General features: G+C 31.7%; 16 protein-coding genes. 15 read left to right on the top strand and 1 reads right to left on the bottom strand.

Going from position 1 to position 17,338, the window contains the following annotated elements:
* Positions 1 to 2: 2 nt before the first annotated feature.
* The 15 genes from ACIEHO_RS00630 to purD all read left to right on the top strand — a co-directional run bounded on the left by ACIEHO_RS00630 (position 3) and on the right by purD (position 17,098).
* Positions 3 to 947, top strand: coding sequence for an NAD-dependent epimerase/dehydratase family protein (locus ACIEHO_RS00630; RefSeq protein WP_406967585.1), 945 nt, complete (start codon positions 3 to 5; stop codon positions 945 to 947).
* Between the two features lie 39 nt (positions 948 to 986).
* Positions 987 to 2,249 (top strand): oligosaccharide flippase family protein, encoded by a 1,263-nt coding sequence (locus tag ACIEHO_RS00635; RefSeq protein WP_406967587.1) that lies wholly within the window; start codon positions 987 to 989, stop codon positions 2,247 to 2,249.
* Between the two features lie 3 nt (positions 2,250 to 2,252).
* Complete coding sequence (locus ACIEHO_RS00640) at positions 2,253 to 3,299, top strand: hypothetical protein (RefSeq protein WP_406967589.1); 1,047 nt, start codon at positions 2,253 to 2,255, stop codon at positions 3,297 to 3,299.
* Positions 3,289 to 4,485, top strand: a complete 1,197-nt coding sequence (locus ACIEHO_RS00645) for a hypothetical protein (protein WP_406967591.1) — start codon at positions 3,289 to 3,291, stop codon at positions 4,483 to 4,485. Before ACIEHO_RS00640 ends, ACIEHO_RS00645 begins: the two co-directional genes overlap by 11 nt.
* Entirely contained in the window at positions 4,466 to 5,155 is a 690-nt protein-coding gene (locus tag ACIEHO_RS00650; protein ID WP_406967593.1) for an acyltransferase, read from the top strand. The genes ACIEHO_RS00645 and ACIEHO_RS00650 overlap by 20 nt, the downstream gene beginning before the upstream one ends.
* A 33-nt stretch (positions 5,156 to 5,188) precedes the next feature.
* On the top strand, positions 5,189 to 6,286 hold the full coding sequence (locus ACIEHO_RS00655; RefSeq protein WP_406967595.1) for a glycosyltransferase: 1,098 nt from the start codon (positions 5,189 to 5,191) through the stop codon (positions 6,284 to 6,286).
* Between the two features lie 59 nt (positions 6,287 to 6,345).
* A complete protein-coding gene (locus ACIEHO_RS00660; RefSeq protein ID WP_406967597.1) occupies positions 6,346 to 7,581 on the top strand; it encodes an O-antigen ligase family protein in 1,236 nt (411 codons plus the stop codon).
* Positions 7,582 to 7,802: 221 nt separating this feature from the next.
* Complete coding sequence (locus ACIEHO_RS00665) at positions 7,803 to 8,897, top strand: DUF1972 domain-containing protein (RefSeq protein ID WP_406967599.1); 1,095 nt, start codon at positions 7,803 to 7,805, stop codon at positions 8,895 to 8,897.
* Positions 8,894 to 10,291, top strand: coding sequence for a UDP-glucose 6-dehydrogenase (locus ACIEHO_RS00670; protein WP_406967601.1), 1,398 nt, complete (start codon positions 8,894 to 8,896; stop codon positions 10,289 to 10,291). Before ACIEHO_RS00665 ends, ACIEHO_RS00670 begins: the two co-directional genes overlap by 4 nt.
* 35 nt (positions 10,292 to 10,326) lie before the next feature.
* Positions 10,327 to 11,313: a UDP-glucuronic acid decarboxylase family protein gene (locus ACIEHO_RS00675; RefSeq protein WP_406967603.1), complete on the top strand. Its 987-nt coding sequence runs from the start codon at positions 10,327 to 10,329 to the stop codon at positions 11,311 to 11,313.
* 2 nt (positions 11,314 to 11,315) lie between these two features.
* On the top strand, positions 11,316 to 12,671 hold the full coding sequence (locus tag ACIEHO_RS00680) for an undecaprenyl-phosphate glucose phosphotransferase (RefSeq protein WP_406967605.1): 1,356 nt from the start codon (positions 11,316 to 11,318) through the stop codon (positions 12,669 to 12,671).
* A 13-nt stretch (positions 12,672 to 12,684) separates the two neighbouring features.
* On the top strand, positions 12,685 to 13,704 hold the full coding sequence (locus tag ACIEHO_RS00685; RefSeq protein WP_406967607.1) for a glycosyltransferase family 4 protein: 1,020 nt from the start codon (positions 12,685 to 12,687) through the stop codon (positions 13,702 to 13,704).
* A complete protein-coding gene (locus tag ACIEHO_RS00690; RefSeq protein WP_406967609.1) occupies positions 13,701 to 14,990 on the top strand; it encodes a phenylacetate--CoA ligase family protein in 1,290 nt (429 codons plus the stop codon). The genes ACIEHO_RS00685 and ACIEHO_RS00690 overlap by 4 nt, the downstream gene beginning before the upstream one ends.
* A complete protein-coding gene (locus ACIEHO_RS00695; RefSeq protein WP_406967611.1) occupies positions 14,990 to 15,742 on the top strand; it encodes a glycosyltransferase family 2 protein in 753 nt (250 codons plus the stop codon). Before ACIEHO_RS00690 ends, ACIEHO_RS00695 begins: the two co-directional genes overlap by 1 nt.
* Positions 15,743 to 15,823: 81 nt before the next feature.
* Positions 15,824 to 17,098 carry a phosphoribosylamine--glycine ligase gene (gene purD / locus ACIEHO_RS00700; RefSeq protein WP_406967613.1) on the top strand — a complete coding sequence of 425 codons (1,275 nt, stop codon included), beginning with the start codon at positions 15,824 to 15,826 and terminating at the stop codon, positions 17,096 to 17,098.
* On the opposite strand, the gene ACIEHO_RS00705 is transcribed toward purD, so the two are convergent.
* Positions 17,093 to 17,320, bottom strand: a complete 228-nt coding sequence (locus ACIEHO_RS00705; protein ID WP_406967615.1) for a DUF6341 family protein — start codon at positions 17,318 to 17,320, stop codon at positions 17,093 to 17,095. The genes purD and ACIEHO_RS00705 overlap by 6 nt on opposite strands.
* Positions 17,321 to 17,338: the final 18 nt, after the last annotated feature.

The following is a 17,338-nucleotide window of genomic DNA, read 5'->3' on the forward strand; positions in this document are numbered from 1 at the left end:
GTATGAAATCAATATTAGTTACAGGTGCTGCTGGTTTTATAGGTTCAGCTATAGCAAAATCTTTATTAGATATAGGAAATAAAGTGGTTACAGTAGATAATCTATCTACTGGAAATAAAGAATGCATTCCTTATGGCTGTGAGTTTATTGAAGGAAATGTTTATGATATAGAGGTTATTAATAAATTAGAAAGTTACTTTTTTGATACTATTATTCACATGGCTGGTCAGAGTTCAGGTGAAGTTAGTTTTGAAGATCCTGTTTATGATCTTCAAACAAATACCCAATCTACAATTTTGCTTTTGAATTTAGCTTTAAAAACTGATTGTAAAGAATTTATTTATGCGAGTTCAATGTCTGTTTATGGAGACCATAAAAACCCATTAGTAACAGAGGAATCTAATACATTTCCGAAATCGTTTTATGCAGTAGGGAAATTAGCAAGTGAAAATTATTTAAAAATATATAGCACATACGGTATTAAGACCACTGCTTTGCGGTTTTTTAATGTATATGGTGCAGGACAAAACCTCGATAATTTAAAGCAAGGAATGGCCAGTATTTTTTTAGCTCAAGCATTATCAAATAAGCATATTCTTATTAAAGGCTCAAAAGATAGGTTTAGAGATTTTGTTTATATAGATGATGTGGTGGAGTCTGTTCTACTATCTATGGGAAGAACTTCCGGAGGAATGTTTGAAACATATAACGTGTGTAATGAGAATAAAGTAACAGTTGAGAGAATCATTGAAAGCATAAAGTCAAATTTAACCTATGAGGTTAGCACAGAGTATGGACAAGGAACTCCTGGCGATCAGAAAGGTATTATTGGTGATTATTCCAAAATATTCAGGGATTTGGGTTGGAAAGGAAAGACAGGTTTTAATGAAGGGATTAAAAAAATGATTACTTGGGCTGAGGCAAGTATTAAATTTCCTGCAAAATAAATTATAACTAATTAATATGTTAAATATAGGTGTTATATAATGTCCTTTAATCTGTTTAAAACGGCATCAATTTATGTAGTTGTAGAGTTTCTAAATAAGTCGGTTCCTTTTATTTTGTTACCTATACTAACTAGATACTTGACCCCTAGTGAATATGGAACATTATCATTGTTTACTGTATATATTTATATACTTATGATAATATGTTCTCTTGGATTAACATCATCAATAAGCGTTAATTTTAATCAGCTTCATAGAACCTCTGTTCCTGTATCAAATAGCACTTCGTTTATTATAATATTTGTTTGTTGGGGGCTGGTACTTTTATTATCATTATTTTTTGGCCCATTTATAGCAGAACTTTCTGGAATTCCAATTTTTTGGCTTATTTGTATATTCCCTATTGTTTTAGCCAATATTTATTTTTTAAATTATACTAATTTGTTGCAGTTAGACATGAGGCCTTTTAAGTTTTCTGCTTTTCAATTGTCTAAATCATTTTTAGAGGGTGGATTATCAATAATTTTAGTTGTAGTTTTTTTAAGGTCTTGGGTTGGTAGAGCCGAGGCTATGCTTGTAGTTTCGATTATTTTTTTAATAATTGTTCTGTATTTTATGATAAAGGATAATTACTTATCCAGGAAAATCATCTTTTCTAAAAAATATGCAAAAGATAATTTGTCTTTTGCTATTCCCCTAGTACCTCACCAAATCAGTTATTGGATAAAAACAGGCCTAGATAGATATTTAATTGCATTTTTAATTTCTCAAGAGGCAGTTGGAATTTATTCTGCAGGGTATCAAGTTGGTTTTTCTCTTTTTGTGCTAGTCTCTGCTGTGAATCAAGCTATTATTCCGTATCTATATAGAAAGTTAAAAAATGAAAAAGATATTGATAAACAAAGGTTGGTTAATCTTACCTACAAATACTTTTTTATTTTAATAGTTTTAGGGGTTTTAGCTAATATTTTTTTGCCGAAAATTTTAACTATTTTAATAGGTGATAATTATTCCGAAGCTTCAAGCATTATACCATACCTGATTTTTTCTGCAGTAATTCATGGAATGTATTTAATGGTTTTAAACTATATCTTTTATTTTAAGGAATCTAAAAAATTAGCGTTAGTAACTTTTAGTACTGGTATTTTGCATGCAGCCTTAAGTTATCAATTCATTAAACTGTATGACATTCAAGGAGCCGCGATAGCATCTCTAATATCATATTTTATTACTTTTGTTCTTACCTGGAGATTGAGCAACAAAGTCTACCCATTACCTTGGTTTGATAAGTTTAAAATTTAATGAATGAAACATCTTTTTGTGATTAACAATCCAATTTCCGATTTAGTGTCAGAGAAACTAATTAAATCGGAACCAGAAAAATTCAACAAGGAAAACACTATTGTTTGTACCTATAGAGGTTATAAAAGTAACTTGTTAGACAAAAGCTATGAGCTTCCAGTAATTAAAAAGAAACCATTATTTATATTAACTTGGGTAGAACTAACTAAGGTTAGAAGGTTTCTAAATTCTATAAATGATGATTTTACGGTTTACTTGCCTACTACTGGTTTCGAAATTTTTCAAATTATAATTAACCATACCAACTGCCTTTCTTATTGTTATTTAGAGGAGGGATTAGCCAGTTACTATACAGTAACAGAGAAAAATAAATTTCATTCAGACTTTATAAATAGACATTCAAGCTTTGGTTTGAAAAGTATACGACAAATTTATCACCATTTAAATTTCGGGAATCTAGTTTCTTCCTATTCTGATTTTTTTGATGTTACTAACTCAAAGTATAAAGCTTCATATTGCTTTTCGAATCACTGTTTTGGTGAACATCCAAACAAGCAATTATTGAAGATTTCGTTTAATAAAAATGAATCTTTAGAGAATATTAAGGACGTTTTGGTGTTAGAATCGCTGGTAGAGGTTGGTTTGTTAAAAAGAGAAGTGTATCTGGCGGCTCTTGAACGGCTTATTAAGTATTTTATCAGTAATAATAAGAATGCAATTTATTACAAGTTTCACCCAGATCAAAACAAATCTATTGTATCAAGAAAAACAATTTTAAAACTATTCAAAAAATTTGAACAAAATGATGAAATTAAATTTTTTGAAATAGATTCTAGTTTAAAGCTTGAGGATATTGCTTTTAACAGTTTTAATTCAGAGTTTTACATGATTGTTAGCAGTGTTGCGATATATGCCAATTTATGTGGAAGACAGACCTACTCTTTTTACAAACAGGTTTTAAATTTAGACGCTCAATTAAGTTTTAAGAACTACATTAAAACAATACCTTCTGAATATTTTAATATTGTTAATTCGATAGATGAAAATTAGAGACAAAATTTTAGCAATATTTTTCTTTGGCATCAATGCTCTTGGCTTACCGGCGCCATTACTTTACTCAAACTTTATTTCACTTTTCTATACTAAAAACTTACTAAAAAAGAAATACTTTTTAGCAACCATTATTTATGTTTTTGGTTTGCTTATGTATTTTGCGATACATCATAACCTAGGGATTGAAATAAATTCCTATTTGACCAGTTTCGCCGTTTATTTATTGGTATTTATCAATGTAATGATGGCACATAATTATTTGAAATACTTGGGAGATAAGGTCTATCTGCTTTTTCAATTTGCCGCTAAGTTGAATTTTTTTCTTTTTATAATTGCATTATTTTGTTTAGTTGTTGATATACCTAATTCATTTTGGCGGTATTATAGTTATTCAGAGGATGGTGGCTCAGGAATTCCCAGGCTTCAAAGTTTTTTTTATGAACCGTCGTATCTTGCTTTGTTATTTACCCCCGTGTTGTTATACTTTTTTTTAAACGTGCTTTTTAATAAGGCAAACAAAAAGAACACAACATATTTTGTGTTATCATTAATACCAGTACTTGCAACATGGTCATTTGGTGTTATTGCGGCTGTTATTATAGCTGTTGCTATTGTTGTTTGTTATTATTCGGTAATTTATTATCGGATAAACAAGTATATATTAGGGTTACTAATTTTAGCTCCTTTTGGCTTATTACTCTTATTTTTGTTTAATACTGAAATTTCGGTAAGAATAGTTAATATTTTTAGTGGCGATGATGGTTCTGCTAAAGGAAGAATAACAGATTCGTTTTTTATTGCAAATCACTTAATAAATGAAAAGAGCGCCATTTTTGGAATAGGTTTGGGGCAAATAAAAGTTTTTGGCGAGGAGTATATTCAAAATTATTATGGATACCAAAAATGGTACAGAGTTTCAATTCCGAATGCTTTTGCAGAAACATTGGCCATATTTGGTTATTTAGGAGCAGCAATAAGGTTGTTTCTACAGTTGTTTTTATTTTATTTTAGGAAATGCTATAAGAATATTTTTAGCATAACACTTTTTACTTTTATCTTTATTTATCAGTTTACAGGTAGTTTTATTACTTCTACTACAGAATATGTAATATGGCTTTTAGCCTTGATGAATATATTTCCCAAATTCAATATTTTTTATCTATATGAGAAAGATTATAAATAGTTTATTGAGTAAAATAAAGGGAGAAAATTATAATTTGAGTAATCAAATTCCTGTTAAGTATTTAATTTCTATTCTTATTAGAAGATTTTTTATGTTAATTAGGGGAAGGCTAACTTTTTGTAAAAAAGACGGTTATTTTTTCAGAGGTTCCAATGTAAAATTGCTTTGTAAATCAAAAATCAAGTTAGGCAAAGGCGTAACAATTGCTAGCGGTTGCTTTCTTGATGCACTTTCTAGAGAAGGAATTCTAATAGGCAACAACAGTTCAATGGGCAAATATACGTCTATTGAATGTACAGGTTCGTTTAAAAATATTGGAAAAGGTATCACTGTTGGAAATGATGTTGGTTTAGGGGCTAATGGCTTTTTTGGTTGTGCTGGAGGAATAGCAATTGGAGATAATACAATAATGGGGAATTTTGTGAGTTTTCATTCCGAAAATCACATTTATTCATCAAGGTTAAAACCAATAAAAGAACAGGGTACAGAACGTCAAGGCATAGTTATTGGGAGCGATTGTTGGATTGGTGCAAAGGCAACTATATTAGATGGGGTAATTGTCGAGGATGGTTGTGTAATTGCCGCTGGTGCACTATTGACAAGTGGTACGTATAAAGCATATGGAATATATGGGGGAGTACCGGCTAAATTAATAAAATTTAGAGATTAATAGTTTTTATTTAGAAAAGCAATCGAGAATGTCATGAAGGTATTAATGGTAAGTAGGGCAACACTTTTTACACAATCAGGAGGAGACACAACTCAAATAACAAAAACAGCAGAACATATTAACAAAAACAGTGATGTGCATGGTGTTAGCGTGGATATAAGAACCGTAGATCAAAATCTTGACTATTCTGAGTACGATTTGCTGCACCTTTTTAATATTTGCAGGCCCTCTGATTTGTTGGGCATTATAAAAGAATCTAATTTGCCTTATGTGGTTTCAACTGTATTTGTAGATTTTTCTGAGGCAGAAAAAAATCATTTTAAAAAATCCAGGAGAATATTAAGTAAGTTATTTAATAGCGATAATTTAGAGTTTTTTAAAGCCATTGGGCGATTTTTAAAGGGACAGGAAAAAATTACGGATTTTAATTATTTTCTTTTAGGGCACAAAAATGCAGTTAGAAAAATAATAAAAAAAGCTAAAGTACTATTACCAAATTCAGAAAGTGAATATCAAAGGCTTTTTAATCGTTATGGGGTTAATCAAAAATATTCAGTTATACCTAATGGAATTGATTTTAATGTATTTAAACATGAAAACTCATCTAAGGATAAATACAAAAAGTTCGAAAACAGCGTAATTTCGGTAGGCCAAATAACTCCTGTAAAGAACCATTTAAATTTAATTCATGCTCTTAACGATACTGATTATAATGTTTTTATTATTGGCGCTCCAACTTTAAACGCTACTGAATATTATAATAAATGTATAGGAATTGCCTCTAAAAACATTTTTTTTGTTGATAAATTAGATCAAGAAGAGTTGTCAATAATTTATTCTAAGGCTAAAGTACATGTTTTAGCCAGTTGGTTTGAAACAACTGGTTTAGTTTCTTTGGAGGCGGCATACCTAGGTTGTAATATTGTGATAACAAATAAAGGAGATCAATTGGAATATTTTGAGGACAACGCTTTTTATTGCGAGCCCGACAATATTAAATCCATTCGGATAGCCGTGGAAAAAGCCTATACTTCGGCTCCCAATTCAGCAATTAAACATAAAATAATATCTGAGTACAATTGGAGCATTACTGCTCAAAAAACAATTAATGCATATAAAGAAATAGTTTAAAATTAGTTGATTATTTTTTAGCTCTGAAAAATGTAGTCTTAAAGGGTAATAGGTGGTAAATGAATGTAACCAAGAAAATTAAAAAATTAATAAACTCTCGAAAGTTTTTACTTTATTTATTAGCATTAACATTGTCGTTAATCCTAATAGGGTATTTTCCCAGTAGTTTTGTTTTGGGCCTATTTATAGTATTTTCAGTTCGATATGCTTTTCTGAACAAAATTAAATTAAGCATTGAACACGGCCTTCTTTTACCAATATTTCTTTACATATTATTTGCAATGTCTTTTTTTTGGTCACAAAATCAAAATCTTACAATAATTGGGCTAGAAAGGATGGTGTCTCTCGTATTAATACCTATTGCATTTAATGTTATTCCAAAATTTTCGGTAAAAGATTATCATTTCATTTTAAAAATATTTACCAAAGTGAATCTTTTATTTGGAGTATTTTTTTTAGTGACTGCAGGAATTAATTATATAAAAATAAGAAGCTTAAGTGTTTTTACTTATCATGAACTAGTGGGATGTTTAGGCTTAAATGCCATTTATGTGTCTGTGATTTTTTCAATAAGTTTATTTTATTTACTATCCAAAAAAGATAACGGGACAGCGCAAAAGATAAAAATCCTATTTTTTTTGACACTTTTGTTACTATTATCCTCTAAAACAATTTTGGCGGTTTTGTTTGTTGGAATTATTATTTACGCATTCCGAAATGGTAAACGAATTTTTAAAAACAAAAAAGTGATATTAGTTATATTGTTTGCTTTAGCTGCGTTTACCTTTAGTGCAAATTCTCTTATAGAGAGATTGCTGTTTGAAAAAAGAACAAAGGTTAGCGAGGTTATAAATAAAGAACAATTTGGAAAAATTTATCCATGGACCGGCAGCTCAATAAGACTGCTTCAATTAAGAATATTAAAAGAACAATTAGAAGAGGAATCTATTTTTTTAAAAGGTTTTGGGTTATTCGCATCAAGAGAAAACCTTAAAAAAAGACATAAGAATTATGACACTTACCCCGTATTTCACAGTTATAATTATCATAACCAATATGCCCAAGTATTTTCTGAAGCTGGAGTATTTGGGTTAATTTTATTGATATCAATGTTGGTTTATGTTTTTTTTAATGGAATTAAATCTAAAGACTATCTATTTATAATGTTTGCTTTTACTATTTTTCTCATATTCATGACAGAATCACTTTTGTGGAGGCAAAAAGGGTTGTTTCTATTTATTATATTATACTGTCTATTAATTAGAGTTGATTTTAAAAGCAAGGAAATGGGATAATTATTCGCAAGTTGGATTGATAATACCTTGCTGTGGCTTATAAAAAAGTAGGTGTTCACAAAAATTAATAGGTAACCTAACTACTTTTTTAAATCTTTATTTCCTATTCCATTATAAAGTAAATTATTTAATCTTTTGGCAAGAACTTTAATTGTATCTATCTTCGCACTCATTTGGCAATAAATAAAGAATTGATTTTCTTTTATTTAAACATTTATGTTTTGAAAATAGCAATATTAGGAACTAGAGGTATTCCAAATTACCATGGGGGCTTTGAGCAGTTTGCAGAGTATTTTTCTGTTTTCTTAGTAAAACAAGGTCATGATGTTTATGTATATAATTCTAGCACCCACCCATATAAGGAAAAAACATTTCAGGGAGTAAAGATAATTCATTGTTCAGACCCTGAAGAAAAGGTAGGGGCAATTGGACAGTTTTTCTATGACCTTAATTGTATTATAGATTCTAGAAAAAGAAAATTTCATATTATACTTCAATTAGGTTACACGAGCAGTTCAATCTGGAATAAATTAATGCCCAAATCGGCAATAGTTGTTACAAATATGGACGGTTTAGAATGGAAGCGTTCAAAATATTCTAAATTAGTGCAAAAATATCTGGTGTATGCCGAAAAATTAGCCGTTAAAAATAGTGATTATTTAGTTTCAGACTCGGTAGGAATTAAAGATTATATTCAATCGAAGTACAAAAAGAAATCAAATTACATCCCTTATGGAGCTAAGGTTTTCTCTGGGGCAAATGAAGATTTTTTAAAAAAATATAATCTTGCTAAATTTGGATATAATATGCTAATAGCTAGATTGGAACCAGAAAACAATATTGAAACAATATTGGATGGTGTGGTTAGAGCCAAGAATCAAACCCCTTTTTTAGTTATTGGAAAACATGATGTTAATAAATTTGGAAAAACCCTTAAAGAAAAATTTAAGTGTAACAAGAATATTAAGTTTATTGGGGGTGTTTACGATATTACAATTTTAAATAATTTACGTTTTTTTTCAAATCTCTATTTTCATGGACATTCGGTTGGAGGTACAAATCCGTCGTTATTAGAAGCAATGGCATCAAATGCACTAATTGTTGCTCATGATAATATTTTTAACAAATCTATATTAAAAGAGGACGCTTTTTATTTTAAATCTCCTAATGAAGTTGCAGAAAAAATAGATGCCTTATGCAAAAACGAACATTCAGATATATTAAAGCAAAATAAAAAGAAGATAGAAACTATATTTAACTGGGACATTATTAATAAACAATATCTAGATTTGTTAATTGAAGTAAATGGATTATGAAAATAAAAAAGATCTGTTGCATTGGAGCTGGATATGTTGGTGGGCCAACCATGGCGGTAATTTCTCAAAAAAATCCTAAAATCAAGGTAACGGTTGTTGATATTAACGAGGCCAGAATAGATGCGTGGAATGAAAAAGATTTAAGTAAACTTCCTGTATTTGAACCAGGGCTGGATAAAATTGTAGACGAGGCAAGAGGAAGAAACTTATTCTTTTCAACAAATGTTGATGAGGCTATCAATGGTGCCGATATGATTTTTATTTCGGTAAATACGCCAACCAAAACTTACGGAAAGGGTAAGGGCATGGCAGCCGATTTAAAATATATCGAACTTTGTGCCCGTCAAATTGCCCGAGTTGCAAAACAAGACAAAATTGTTGTTGAAAAATCAACACTGCCGGTACGTACTGCATCAGCGATAAAAAATATTTTAGACCATACGGGTAATGGCGTAAAATTTCAAATTTTATCTAATCCTGAGTTTCTGTCCGAAGGCACGGCCATACAAGATTTATTAGAACCAGATAGAGTGCTGATTGGTGGAGATAATTCAGAGGAGGGGAAAAAGGCAATTCAATCTTTGGTTGATATTTATGCCAGGTGGGTGCCCAAAAGTAACATACTTACTACCAATGTTTGGTCTTCAGAATTATCAAAACTAACGGCCAATGCCTTTTTGGCTCAGCGCGTATCATCCATTAATGCCATGTCGGTTATTTGTGAAAAAACAGGAGCGGATATTAACGAAGTTTCCAAAGCCATAGGTATGGATTCTAGAATTGGGCCTAAGTTTTTAAAAGCTTCGGTAGGCTTTGGAGGGTCTTGTTTTCAAAAAGATATCCTAAACTTGGTGTATATTGCAAAAAGCTATGGACTTAACGAAGTAGCCGATTATTGGGAACAGGTGGTTGTAATGAACGATTACCAAAAAAACCGTTTTTCACATAATATAGTAAGCGCGCTTTACAATACAGTTTCTGGTAAAAAAATAACTTTTTTAGGTTGGGCTTTTAAAAAGGACACTAACGATACGAGAGAATCTGCAGCCATTAAGGTAGCCGATAATTTGCTAAATGAACAAGCTCATGTTGAGGTTTTCGACCCTAAAGTTACTGAGGAACAAATTTATGTAGACTTAGATTATCTAAACTCAAGAAATCCTGAAGAAAATAGAGATTTATTGAAAGTTAGTAAAAATCCTTATGAAGCCTGTTACGGTGCACATGCCATTGCCATTTTAACTGAATGGGATGAATTCAAGACCTACGATTGGGAAAAAATTTATGAGACTATGCACAAACCGGCTTTTGTTTTTGATGGGAGGGGTATTTTAGATATTCAAAAATTACAAGATATTGGTTTTGTTTGCTATAAAATAGGAAGTGGTACGTAAGCGGAGGTTGATAATAATTTGAACAAATTTCTCATATGAACAAAATTCTTATAACAGGTGGAGCAGGTTTTTTGGGATCTCATTTGTGCGATAGATTTATTAAGGAGGGTTTTAATGTTATTGCCATGGATAATTTTATTACCGGTGATAAGAAAAACCTAGCTCACTTAGAAAATCATCCTAATTTTGAATTTGTAGAACACGACGTTACAGAATTCGTAAAAATAGATGGAAAATTAGATTATATCTTACACTTTGCCTCGCCAGCCAGCCCTATAGATTATTTAAAAATCCCAATCCAAACCTTAAAAGTAGGTTCTTTGGGCACCCACAATTTGTTGGGTTTGGCCAAGGAAAAAAGTGCCCGTATTTTAATTGCTTCAACTTCAGAAGTATATGGAGACCCATTGGTGCACCCACAAACCGAAGATTATTATGGTAATGTTAATTCCATTGGGCCAAGAGGGGTTTACGATGAAGCCAAACGTTTTCAAGAATCTATTACTATGGCATACCATAGGTTTCATGGTCTGGATACTCGCATTGTTAGAATATTTAATACTTATGGGCCTCGTATGCGACTTAACGACGGTCGTGTAATTCCGGCATTTATTGGACAGGCTTTGCGTGGCGAGGATTTAACTGTTTTTGGCGATGGTTCGCAAACGCGTTCATTTTGTTATGTTGACGATCAAGTAGAGGGCATTTACAGGCTGTTGTTTAGCGATTATGTGTTTCCTGTAAACATTGGTAACCCGAACGAAATTACTATAAAGGAATTTGCCGAAGAAATCATTAAACTTACAGGGACAAATCAAAAAATAATTTATAAGGAACTTCCGCAAAACGACCCATTACAACGGCAACCAGACATCAGTTTAGCAAAAAAAACACTAAATTGGGAACCGAAAATTGACAGAGCCCAAGGAATGAACATTACATATAATTATTTTAAGGCATTATCTGCAGAGGAATTGTTTAAAAGTGAGCATAAAGATTTTACTAAACACATAAAAAAATAAAGTTGAGTACTTTTAAACAAGGGCGTTATTCCAAATTCATAAAACCCATTTTATATTTAGTTGATTTAAGTATAATAGGAGGAACTATACTCTTGTTTGAAATCAATTTGAACAATATTGATTTGTTCCTGTCATATGCTATTGTTTTTTGGATTATAATAGCATTTAAAAATCAATTCTATGAAGTTCATAGATACACAAAGGCCATACAAATTATTACCCTCCTGCTGCGTCAAATTATCTTTTTTTCTGTTGTTCTATATGCCTTTATAGGATTTTTTAAACAACCTAACATTAGTAGGCTAGCTTTAAGTAATTATTTGGTAACAGTTTTTGCTGCAATTAGTTTTTTCAAGTTCTTTTTCTTTTTTCTATTAAAAAAATATAGGGCGGCACTAGGGGGGAATTTCAGAAAAGTCATAGTTGTCGGTGATACTGAAAAAACCAAGCAGCTTATAAATATTTTCAATACCAGACAAGAATTTGGCTATAAGTTTGAAAAGCAATTTATAGCAAATAGCAATGATTTTTCCCTTCAAAGATGCTTTAACTATGTTATAGAAAACGATATTAACGAAATTTATTTTTCAGTTGCCGATCTTAGTAACAAGCAAATAAATAGACTTATCGATTTTGCGGATAATAATCTTAGGGAGTTGAAGTTTATTCCTGACAATAAAGATATCTATACTAAAAAGTTGAAATACGAATACTACGATTATATCCCCATTCTTTCATTAAGAACTATTCCAATTCAAGATAAAGTAAATAAATTGACTAAGCGTATTTTCGATATCACTTTTGCTCTTTTTATCATAATATTTGTTCTATCGTGGTTAACCCCTTTATTAGCCATTATCATTAAGATAGAATCGAAGGGCCCTGTGTTTTTTAAACAATCTAGAAATGGTTTTAATTATCAAGAGTTTGATTGTTATAAGTTTCGTTCTATGACTCCAAACAAAGATGCCCATTTGTATCAAGCTAAAAAAGGAGATCATAGAGTAACGAAGGTTGGTGCTTTTATTAGAAGAACAAGTATTGATGAGCTTCCACAGTTTTTTAATGTGCTTTTTGGTGATATGTCCGTTGTGGGTCCAAGACCTCATATGGTCAGTCATACTAGTATGTATGCACAAAGAATAGATAAATTTATGGTGCGGCATTTTGTAAAGCCTGGTATTACAGGTTTAGCTCAAACAAGTGGTTTTAGAGGTGAGATTGAAACAGACAAAGACATTATTAACAGGGTGAAATATGATATTTTTTATATTGAAAACTGGTCGTTGTTGCTGGATATTAAAATCATAATTCAAACTTTAACCAACGCTTTAAAAGGAGAAGAAAAGGCTTATTAACTCAATAAGCATAATGAAAAACACAAAGGTTTTATACATAGGGAACGACTTGTTTAACAAAACAGGGTACCCTACCACATTACAAACTCTTAGTGAACTCCTAAAAAATGAAGGGTATACGGTAATAACAACGTCAAGTAAATTAAATAAGGTCGTTAGAATGCTTGATATGGTTCTTGCCATTTTTAAGCATGGAAAAACCACCAGTTTGGTGTTAATAGACACTTACAGCACCCTAAATTTTTATTACGCCTATTTGTGCGCCTTTATCCTAAAACGCCTTAAAAAGCCTTATATTCCTATTCTGCATGGCGGAAATCTTCCCGAAAGAATAAAAAAATCACCTAGATTATCTAAAGCTATTTTTTCAAATGCCTACATAAATGTCGCTCCATCGGAATATTTATCTGAAGTTTTTCAAAATGCAGGTTTTGAAACCATTTGTATTCCCAATACTTTAAAAATAGAGGATTATAAATTCAAAAAAAGAGATGTTTTAAGTCCAAAACTGCTATACGTTAGATCATTTGCCAAGATTTATAATCCAGAAATGGCTATAAAAACCCTCCTTGAGCTTAAAAATGAATATCCAAATGCGAAATTATGCATGGTTGGACCAGATCGAGACGGAACATTACAACATGTCAAAAGCCTAGTAAAGAAATTGAAATTAGAAGATTCAGTTGTGTTTACAGGGGTTCTAAAAAAAGAAGAATGGCATAAAAAATCTGAGGAATACAACATTTTTATAAATACCAGCAATGTTGATAATATGCCTGTAAGTATTGTTGAAGCCATGGCGTTAGGCCTGCCAGTGGTAACCACAAATGTTGGTGGCATTAAATTTATTGTAAAAGATAAAATCAATGGATTTTTAGTATGCCCCAATGACTATGAAGCCATGGCAAATACCATTAAAGAGTTAATAATTAATGGCTCTGGAGACGTAACCCAAAAAGCGCGAAAATTGGTAGAAGAGTTTCAGTGGGAAGTAATGAAACACAAGTGGAACCAACTATTAACTAAAGTATGATGTTTAAATGGATTTATGTTTTAGGAAGAAATTTGAGGAATCCATCTTCAAAAGAGATTTATCGGTTTTTAGAAAGTTCCCAAGTCTACACATTAAATCAGTTGGAAGATTATCAACTAAAAAAATTGAAAGATATTGTTGAATTTGCTTATCAACATTCTGAATATTACCGAAAAGTCTTCAAAGAAAAAGGCATCAAACCTTCCGATATAAGTTCGTTATCAGATTTAGAGAAACTCCCTATAATTACCAAAAAGGAACTTATAAAATATAATACTGAAATTCATTCAGATTTTAAATTTCAAAAAACGTTTAAAGCAAAAACCTCAGGAACTTCGGGTGAGTCGTTGGTTTTTAAAAGAAATGAATATTCCGATTCTTTTAACAGAACGGTCATCAATCACAATTATAGCATTTTTGGGGTGAACCCGTGGGATAGAAATGGCTATTTTTGGGGCTTCAATCCATCATTGAAATATAGATTGAAAACAAGATTTTTAGATGCCCTACAAAATAGGTTTAGGGTGTTTTCGTATTCAAAAACCGAGTTGTTCAAATTCATAAAAAAACTTAAACACACCAAATATATCCATGGCTATTCCTCTAGTATCTATGAAACCGCAAAAGCTATAAATGAAGGAAGTATGCCTAAACCTATAAAAATTCGAATGGTAAAAGGCACATCAGAAAAAATATTTGATTACTACCAACCAGAAATCGAAAAGGCTTTTGGCACTAAAATGATTAGCGAATATGGTGCGGCCGAAGCAGGAATTATTGCATTTGAATGTTTAGATGGCAATATGCATGTAAACATGGAAGGCGTTATTGTTGAAGAGGTTAATAACGAAATACTCGTAACTAATTTGCACATGCTGTCGTTTCCTATAATACGCTATAAGTTGGGCGATTATATAAAACTGGCACCACGGAATACCACTTGTAAATGTGGCAAAAAACACCGTATTTTATCCGATGTTTTAGGAAGAATTGGCGAAACCGTTTATGGTATTCAAGGCAAGTACCCTAGTTTATATTTTTATTATATTTTCAAGAATCTATCGGAAAAGTACGGACTTAACTTAGAATATCAGGTGTTGCAAGAGGAAAAAGGACAGCTGGTTTTTAATATTTCTTCGGATTTATCAGAAGATGAAAAGGATGTCTTAGTTAAGGAAATTGAAAATTATTTCGAAACAGATATGCACTTTGCTATTCGTTCAAATACCAAGCTAAATGTCACCAAAGGAAAGAAGAAGAAAAGTTTTATTTCAAAAGTAAATTGATGGGAGCCAATAATCATCTTGTTTCAATAGTTACGGCCTGTTACAATTCTGAAAAATATATTTCAGAAACCATAAACAGTGTATTAAATCAAACGTACCAAAATTGGGAATTGTTATTGGTTGACGATTGTTCTTCTGACAATACAGTGGGTGTAATAACAAAATTTCAAAATGAAGATAAGCGTATCAAAGTGTTTCTGTTAAACGAAAATTCTGGTGCAGCAGTTTCAAGAAATAAAGCTATCAAAGAAGCGCAAGGCGATTTTATAGCATTTTTAGACAGCGATGATAAATGGCAGTCCGAAAAATTAGAAAAACATATAGGTTTTATGTTGGATAATGGCTATAACTTATCCCATACATCTTATGAGTTAATTGATGGTAAAGGAAAACCACTGAATAAAATCATAAATGCAGAACCCGTGTTAAGCTATCAAGACATGCTATATTCTAATAAAATAGGGTGTTTAACGGCTATTTACAATCAAACAGAATTGGGTAAGGTGTATATGCCGCTAATACGAAAAAGGCAAGATTATGGGCTTTGGTTAAAAATACTGAAGACAGGAGAAAAGGCTTATGGGCTTAAAGAAGTATTGTCGCAATACCGAAAAACAGAAGATTCAATGTCCAGAAACAAGCTCAACTTAATCAAATGGAATTGGAAGCTATTTAGGGAAGTGGAAAACCTGTCGTTCTTAAAATCCGCATATTATTTGGTTTGCAATGTGGTTATTAAGCTTAAAGCTTAGCGAAAAACAAATAAAACCTTGTATCTATTAGTAGCTTTACTCAAAAGCAATTATTTTTGTCGTTTTAATAAAACATAGAACATGAACATCTTAATTTTAGGCTCAGGCGGAAGAGAGCACACATTTGCATGGAAAATAGCGCAAAGTCCAAAATGTAAACAACTTTTTGTAGCTCCAGGAAATTCCGGAACAGCCGAAATAGCAACCAATGTAAATATTAGCGAGACAGATTTTGTTGCTATAAAGGAATTAGTGTTGAATGAAAATATAGAATTGGTTGTGGTAGGGCCTGAAGCGCCATTAGTAAAAGGCATTCACGATTATTTTTTAAATGACGATGCTTTAAAGCAAGTTAAGGTTATTGGGCCGCAAAAAGTAGCCGCAGAATTAGAGGGCAGCAAGGAATTTGCCAAAGAATTCATGTATCGTCACAATATTCCAACGGCCGCTTATGAAAGTTTTACAGCCGAAACTGTAGAAAAGGGTTATGCATTTTTAGAAACTTTAAAACCTCCTTATGTTTTAAAAGCGGATGGATTAGCAGCCGGAAAAGGTGTGGTAATTTTAAATGATCTGGACGAAGCTAAAGCAGAACTAAAAAGTATGCTGGTTGATGCTAAATTTGGACAAGCCAGTACCAAAGTTGTAATTGAGGAATTTTTAGACGGTATTGAGTTGAGTTGTTTTGTGTTGACTGATGGCGAAAACTATAAAATCCTGCCAACGGCTAAAGATTATAAAAGGATTGGTGAGGGTGATACAGGACTAAATACAGGCGGTATGGGAGCTGTTTCTCCAGTGCCTTTTGCAACTGATGAATTTTTAAATAAAATTGAAGAACGCATTGTAAAACCAACTATAAACGGATTTAAAAAAGATAAGCTACCTTATGTCGGTTTTGTGTTTATCGGATTGATAAAAGTAGAAAACGACGACCCAAAAGTAATTGAGTATAATGTTCGTATGGGCGACCCAGAAACCGAAGTTGTGTTCCCAAGGCTTAAAAACGATTTGGTTGAGGTATTACAGGCTATGGCCAATGGTACTTTAGACAAAATAAATATTGAAATTGATGAGCGTGCGGCAACAACTATTATGCTTGTTTCAGGTGGTTACCCTGAGGCTTACGAAAAAGGAAAGGAAATAACCGGTGTTAAAAGCATTGAAGGTTCCATAGCTTTTCATGCAGGGGCGCAATTAAAAAATGGAAAAATAGTAACTTCAGGTGGACGCGTCATGGCCATTACATCATATGGCAACACGTACCAAGAGGCCATAAAAAAATCTTACCAAAATATAGAAAAACTACATTTTGATAAGATGAATTATCGTAAAGATATTGGATTTGATTTATAAATAAGAATGAGAAGATATGCTTTTATCTTCTTCATTGTTATCATTAAAACCTTTTAATTGAATCATCCAATACACCATGGCAACAAAGCCTATGATTAGAAAAATCCAAGAAAGGAAATTTGCTCCAAACCAACTTTCTAGTTCAAGTGCTCTTAATGCATCATAAGGCGCAAAAAGGACATTAACAAATAAATCCTGTATCGCGTAAAAGAAATCTTTCATTTTTGTGTTTGTTTAAAG

Source organism: Flavisericum labens (genome assembly GCF_045446075.1).
Classification (GTDB): domain Bacteria; phylum Bacteroidota; class Bacteroidia; order Flavobacteriales; family Flavobacteriaceae; genus Flavisericum; species Flavisericum labens.

Excerpts from the sequence above, each read along its gene's own strand:
- ACIEHO_RS00630 (WP_406967585.1), top strand. The coding sequence starts at position 3 with ATGAAATCAATATTAGTTACAGGTGCTGCTGGTTTTATAGGTTCAGCT.
- ACIEHO_RS00635 (WP_406967587.1), top strand. The coding sequence starts at position 987 with ATGTCCTTTAATCTGTTTAAAACGGCATCAATTTATGTAGTTGTAGAG.
- ACIEHO_RS00640 (WP_406967589.1), top strand. The coding sequence starts at position 2,253 with ATGAAACATCTTTTTGTGATTAACAATCCAATTTCCGATTTAGTGTCA.
- ACIEHO_RS00645 (WP_406967591.1), top strand. The coding sequence starts at position 3,289 with ATGAAAATTAGAGACAAAATTTTAGCAATATTTTTCTTTGGCATCAAT.
- ACIEHO_RS00650 (WP_406967593.1), top strand. The coding sequence starts at position 4,466 with ATGAGAAAGATTATAAATAGTTTATTGAGTAAAATAAAGGGAGAAAAT.
- ACIEHO_RS00655 (WP_406967595.1), top strand. The coding sequence starts at position 5,189 with ATGAAGGTATTAATGGTAAGTAGGGCAACACTTTTTACACAATCAGGA.
- ACIEHO_RS00660 (WP_406967597.1), top strand. The coding sequence starts at position 6,346 with ATGAATGTAACCAAGAAAATTAAAAAATTAATAAACTCTCGAAAGTTT.
- ACIEHO_RS00670 (WP_406967601.1), top strand. The coding sequence starts at position 8,894 with ATGAAAATAAAAAAGATCTGTTGCATTGGAGCTGGATATGTTGGTGGG.
- ACIEHO_RS00675 (WP_406967603.1), top strand. The coding sequence starts at position 10,327 with ATGAACAAAATTCTTATAACAGGTGGAGCAGGTTTTTTGGGATCTCAT.
- ACIEHO_RS00685 (WP_406967607.1), top strand. The coding sequence starts at position 12,685 with ATGAAAAACACAAAGGTTTTATACATAGGGAACGACTTGTTTAACAAA.
- ACIEHO_RS00690 (WP_406967609.1), top strand. The coding sequence starts at position 13,701 with ATGATGTTTAAATGGATTTATGTTTTAGGAAGAAATTTGAGGAATCCA.
- ACIEHO_RS00695 (WP_406967611.1), top strand. The coding sequence starts at position 14,990 with ATGGGAGCCAATAATCATCTTGTTTCAATAGTTACGGCCTGTTACAAT.
- purD (WP_406967613.1), top strand. The coding sequence starts at position 15,824 with ATGAACATCTTAATTTTAGGCTCAGGCGGAAGAGAGCACACATTTGCA.
- ACIEHO_RS00705 (WP_406967615.1), bottom strand. The coding sequence starts at position 17,320 with ATGAAAGATTTCTTTTACGCGATACAGGATTTATTTGTTAATGTCCTT.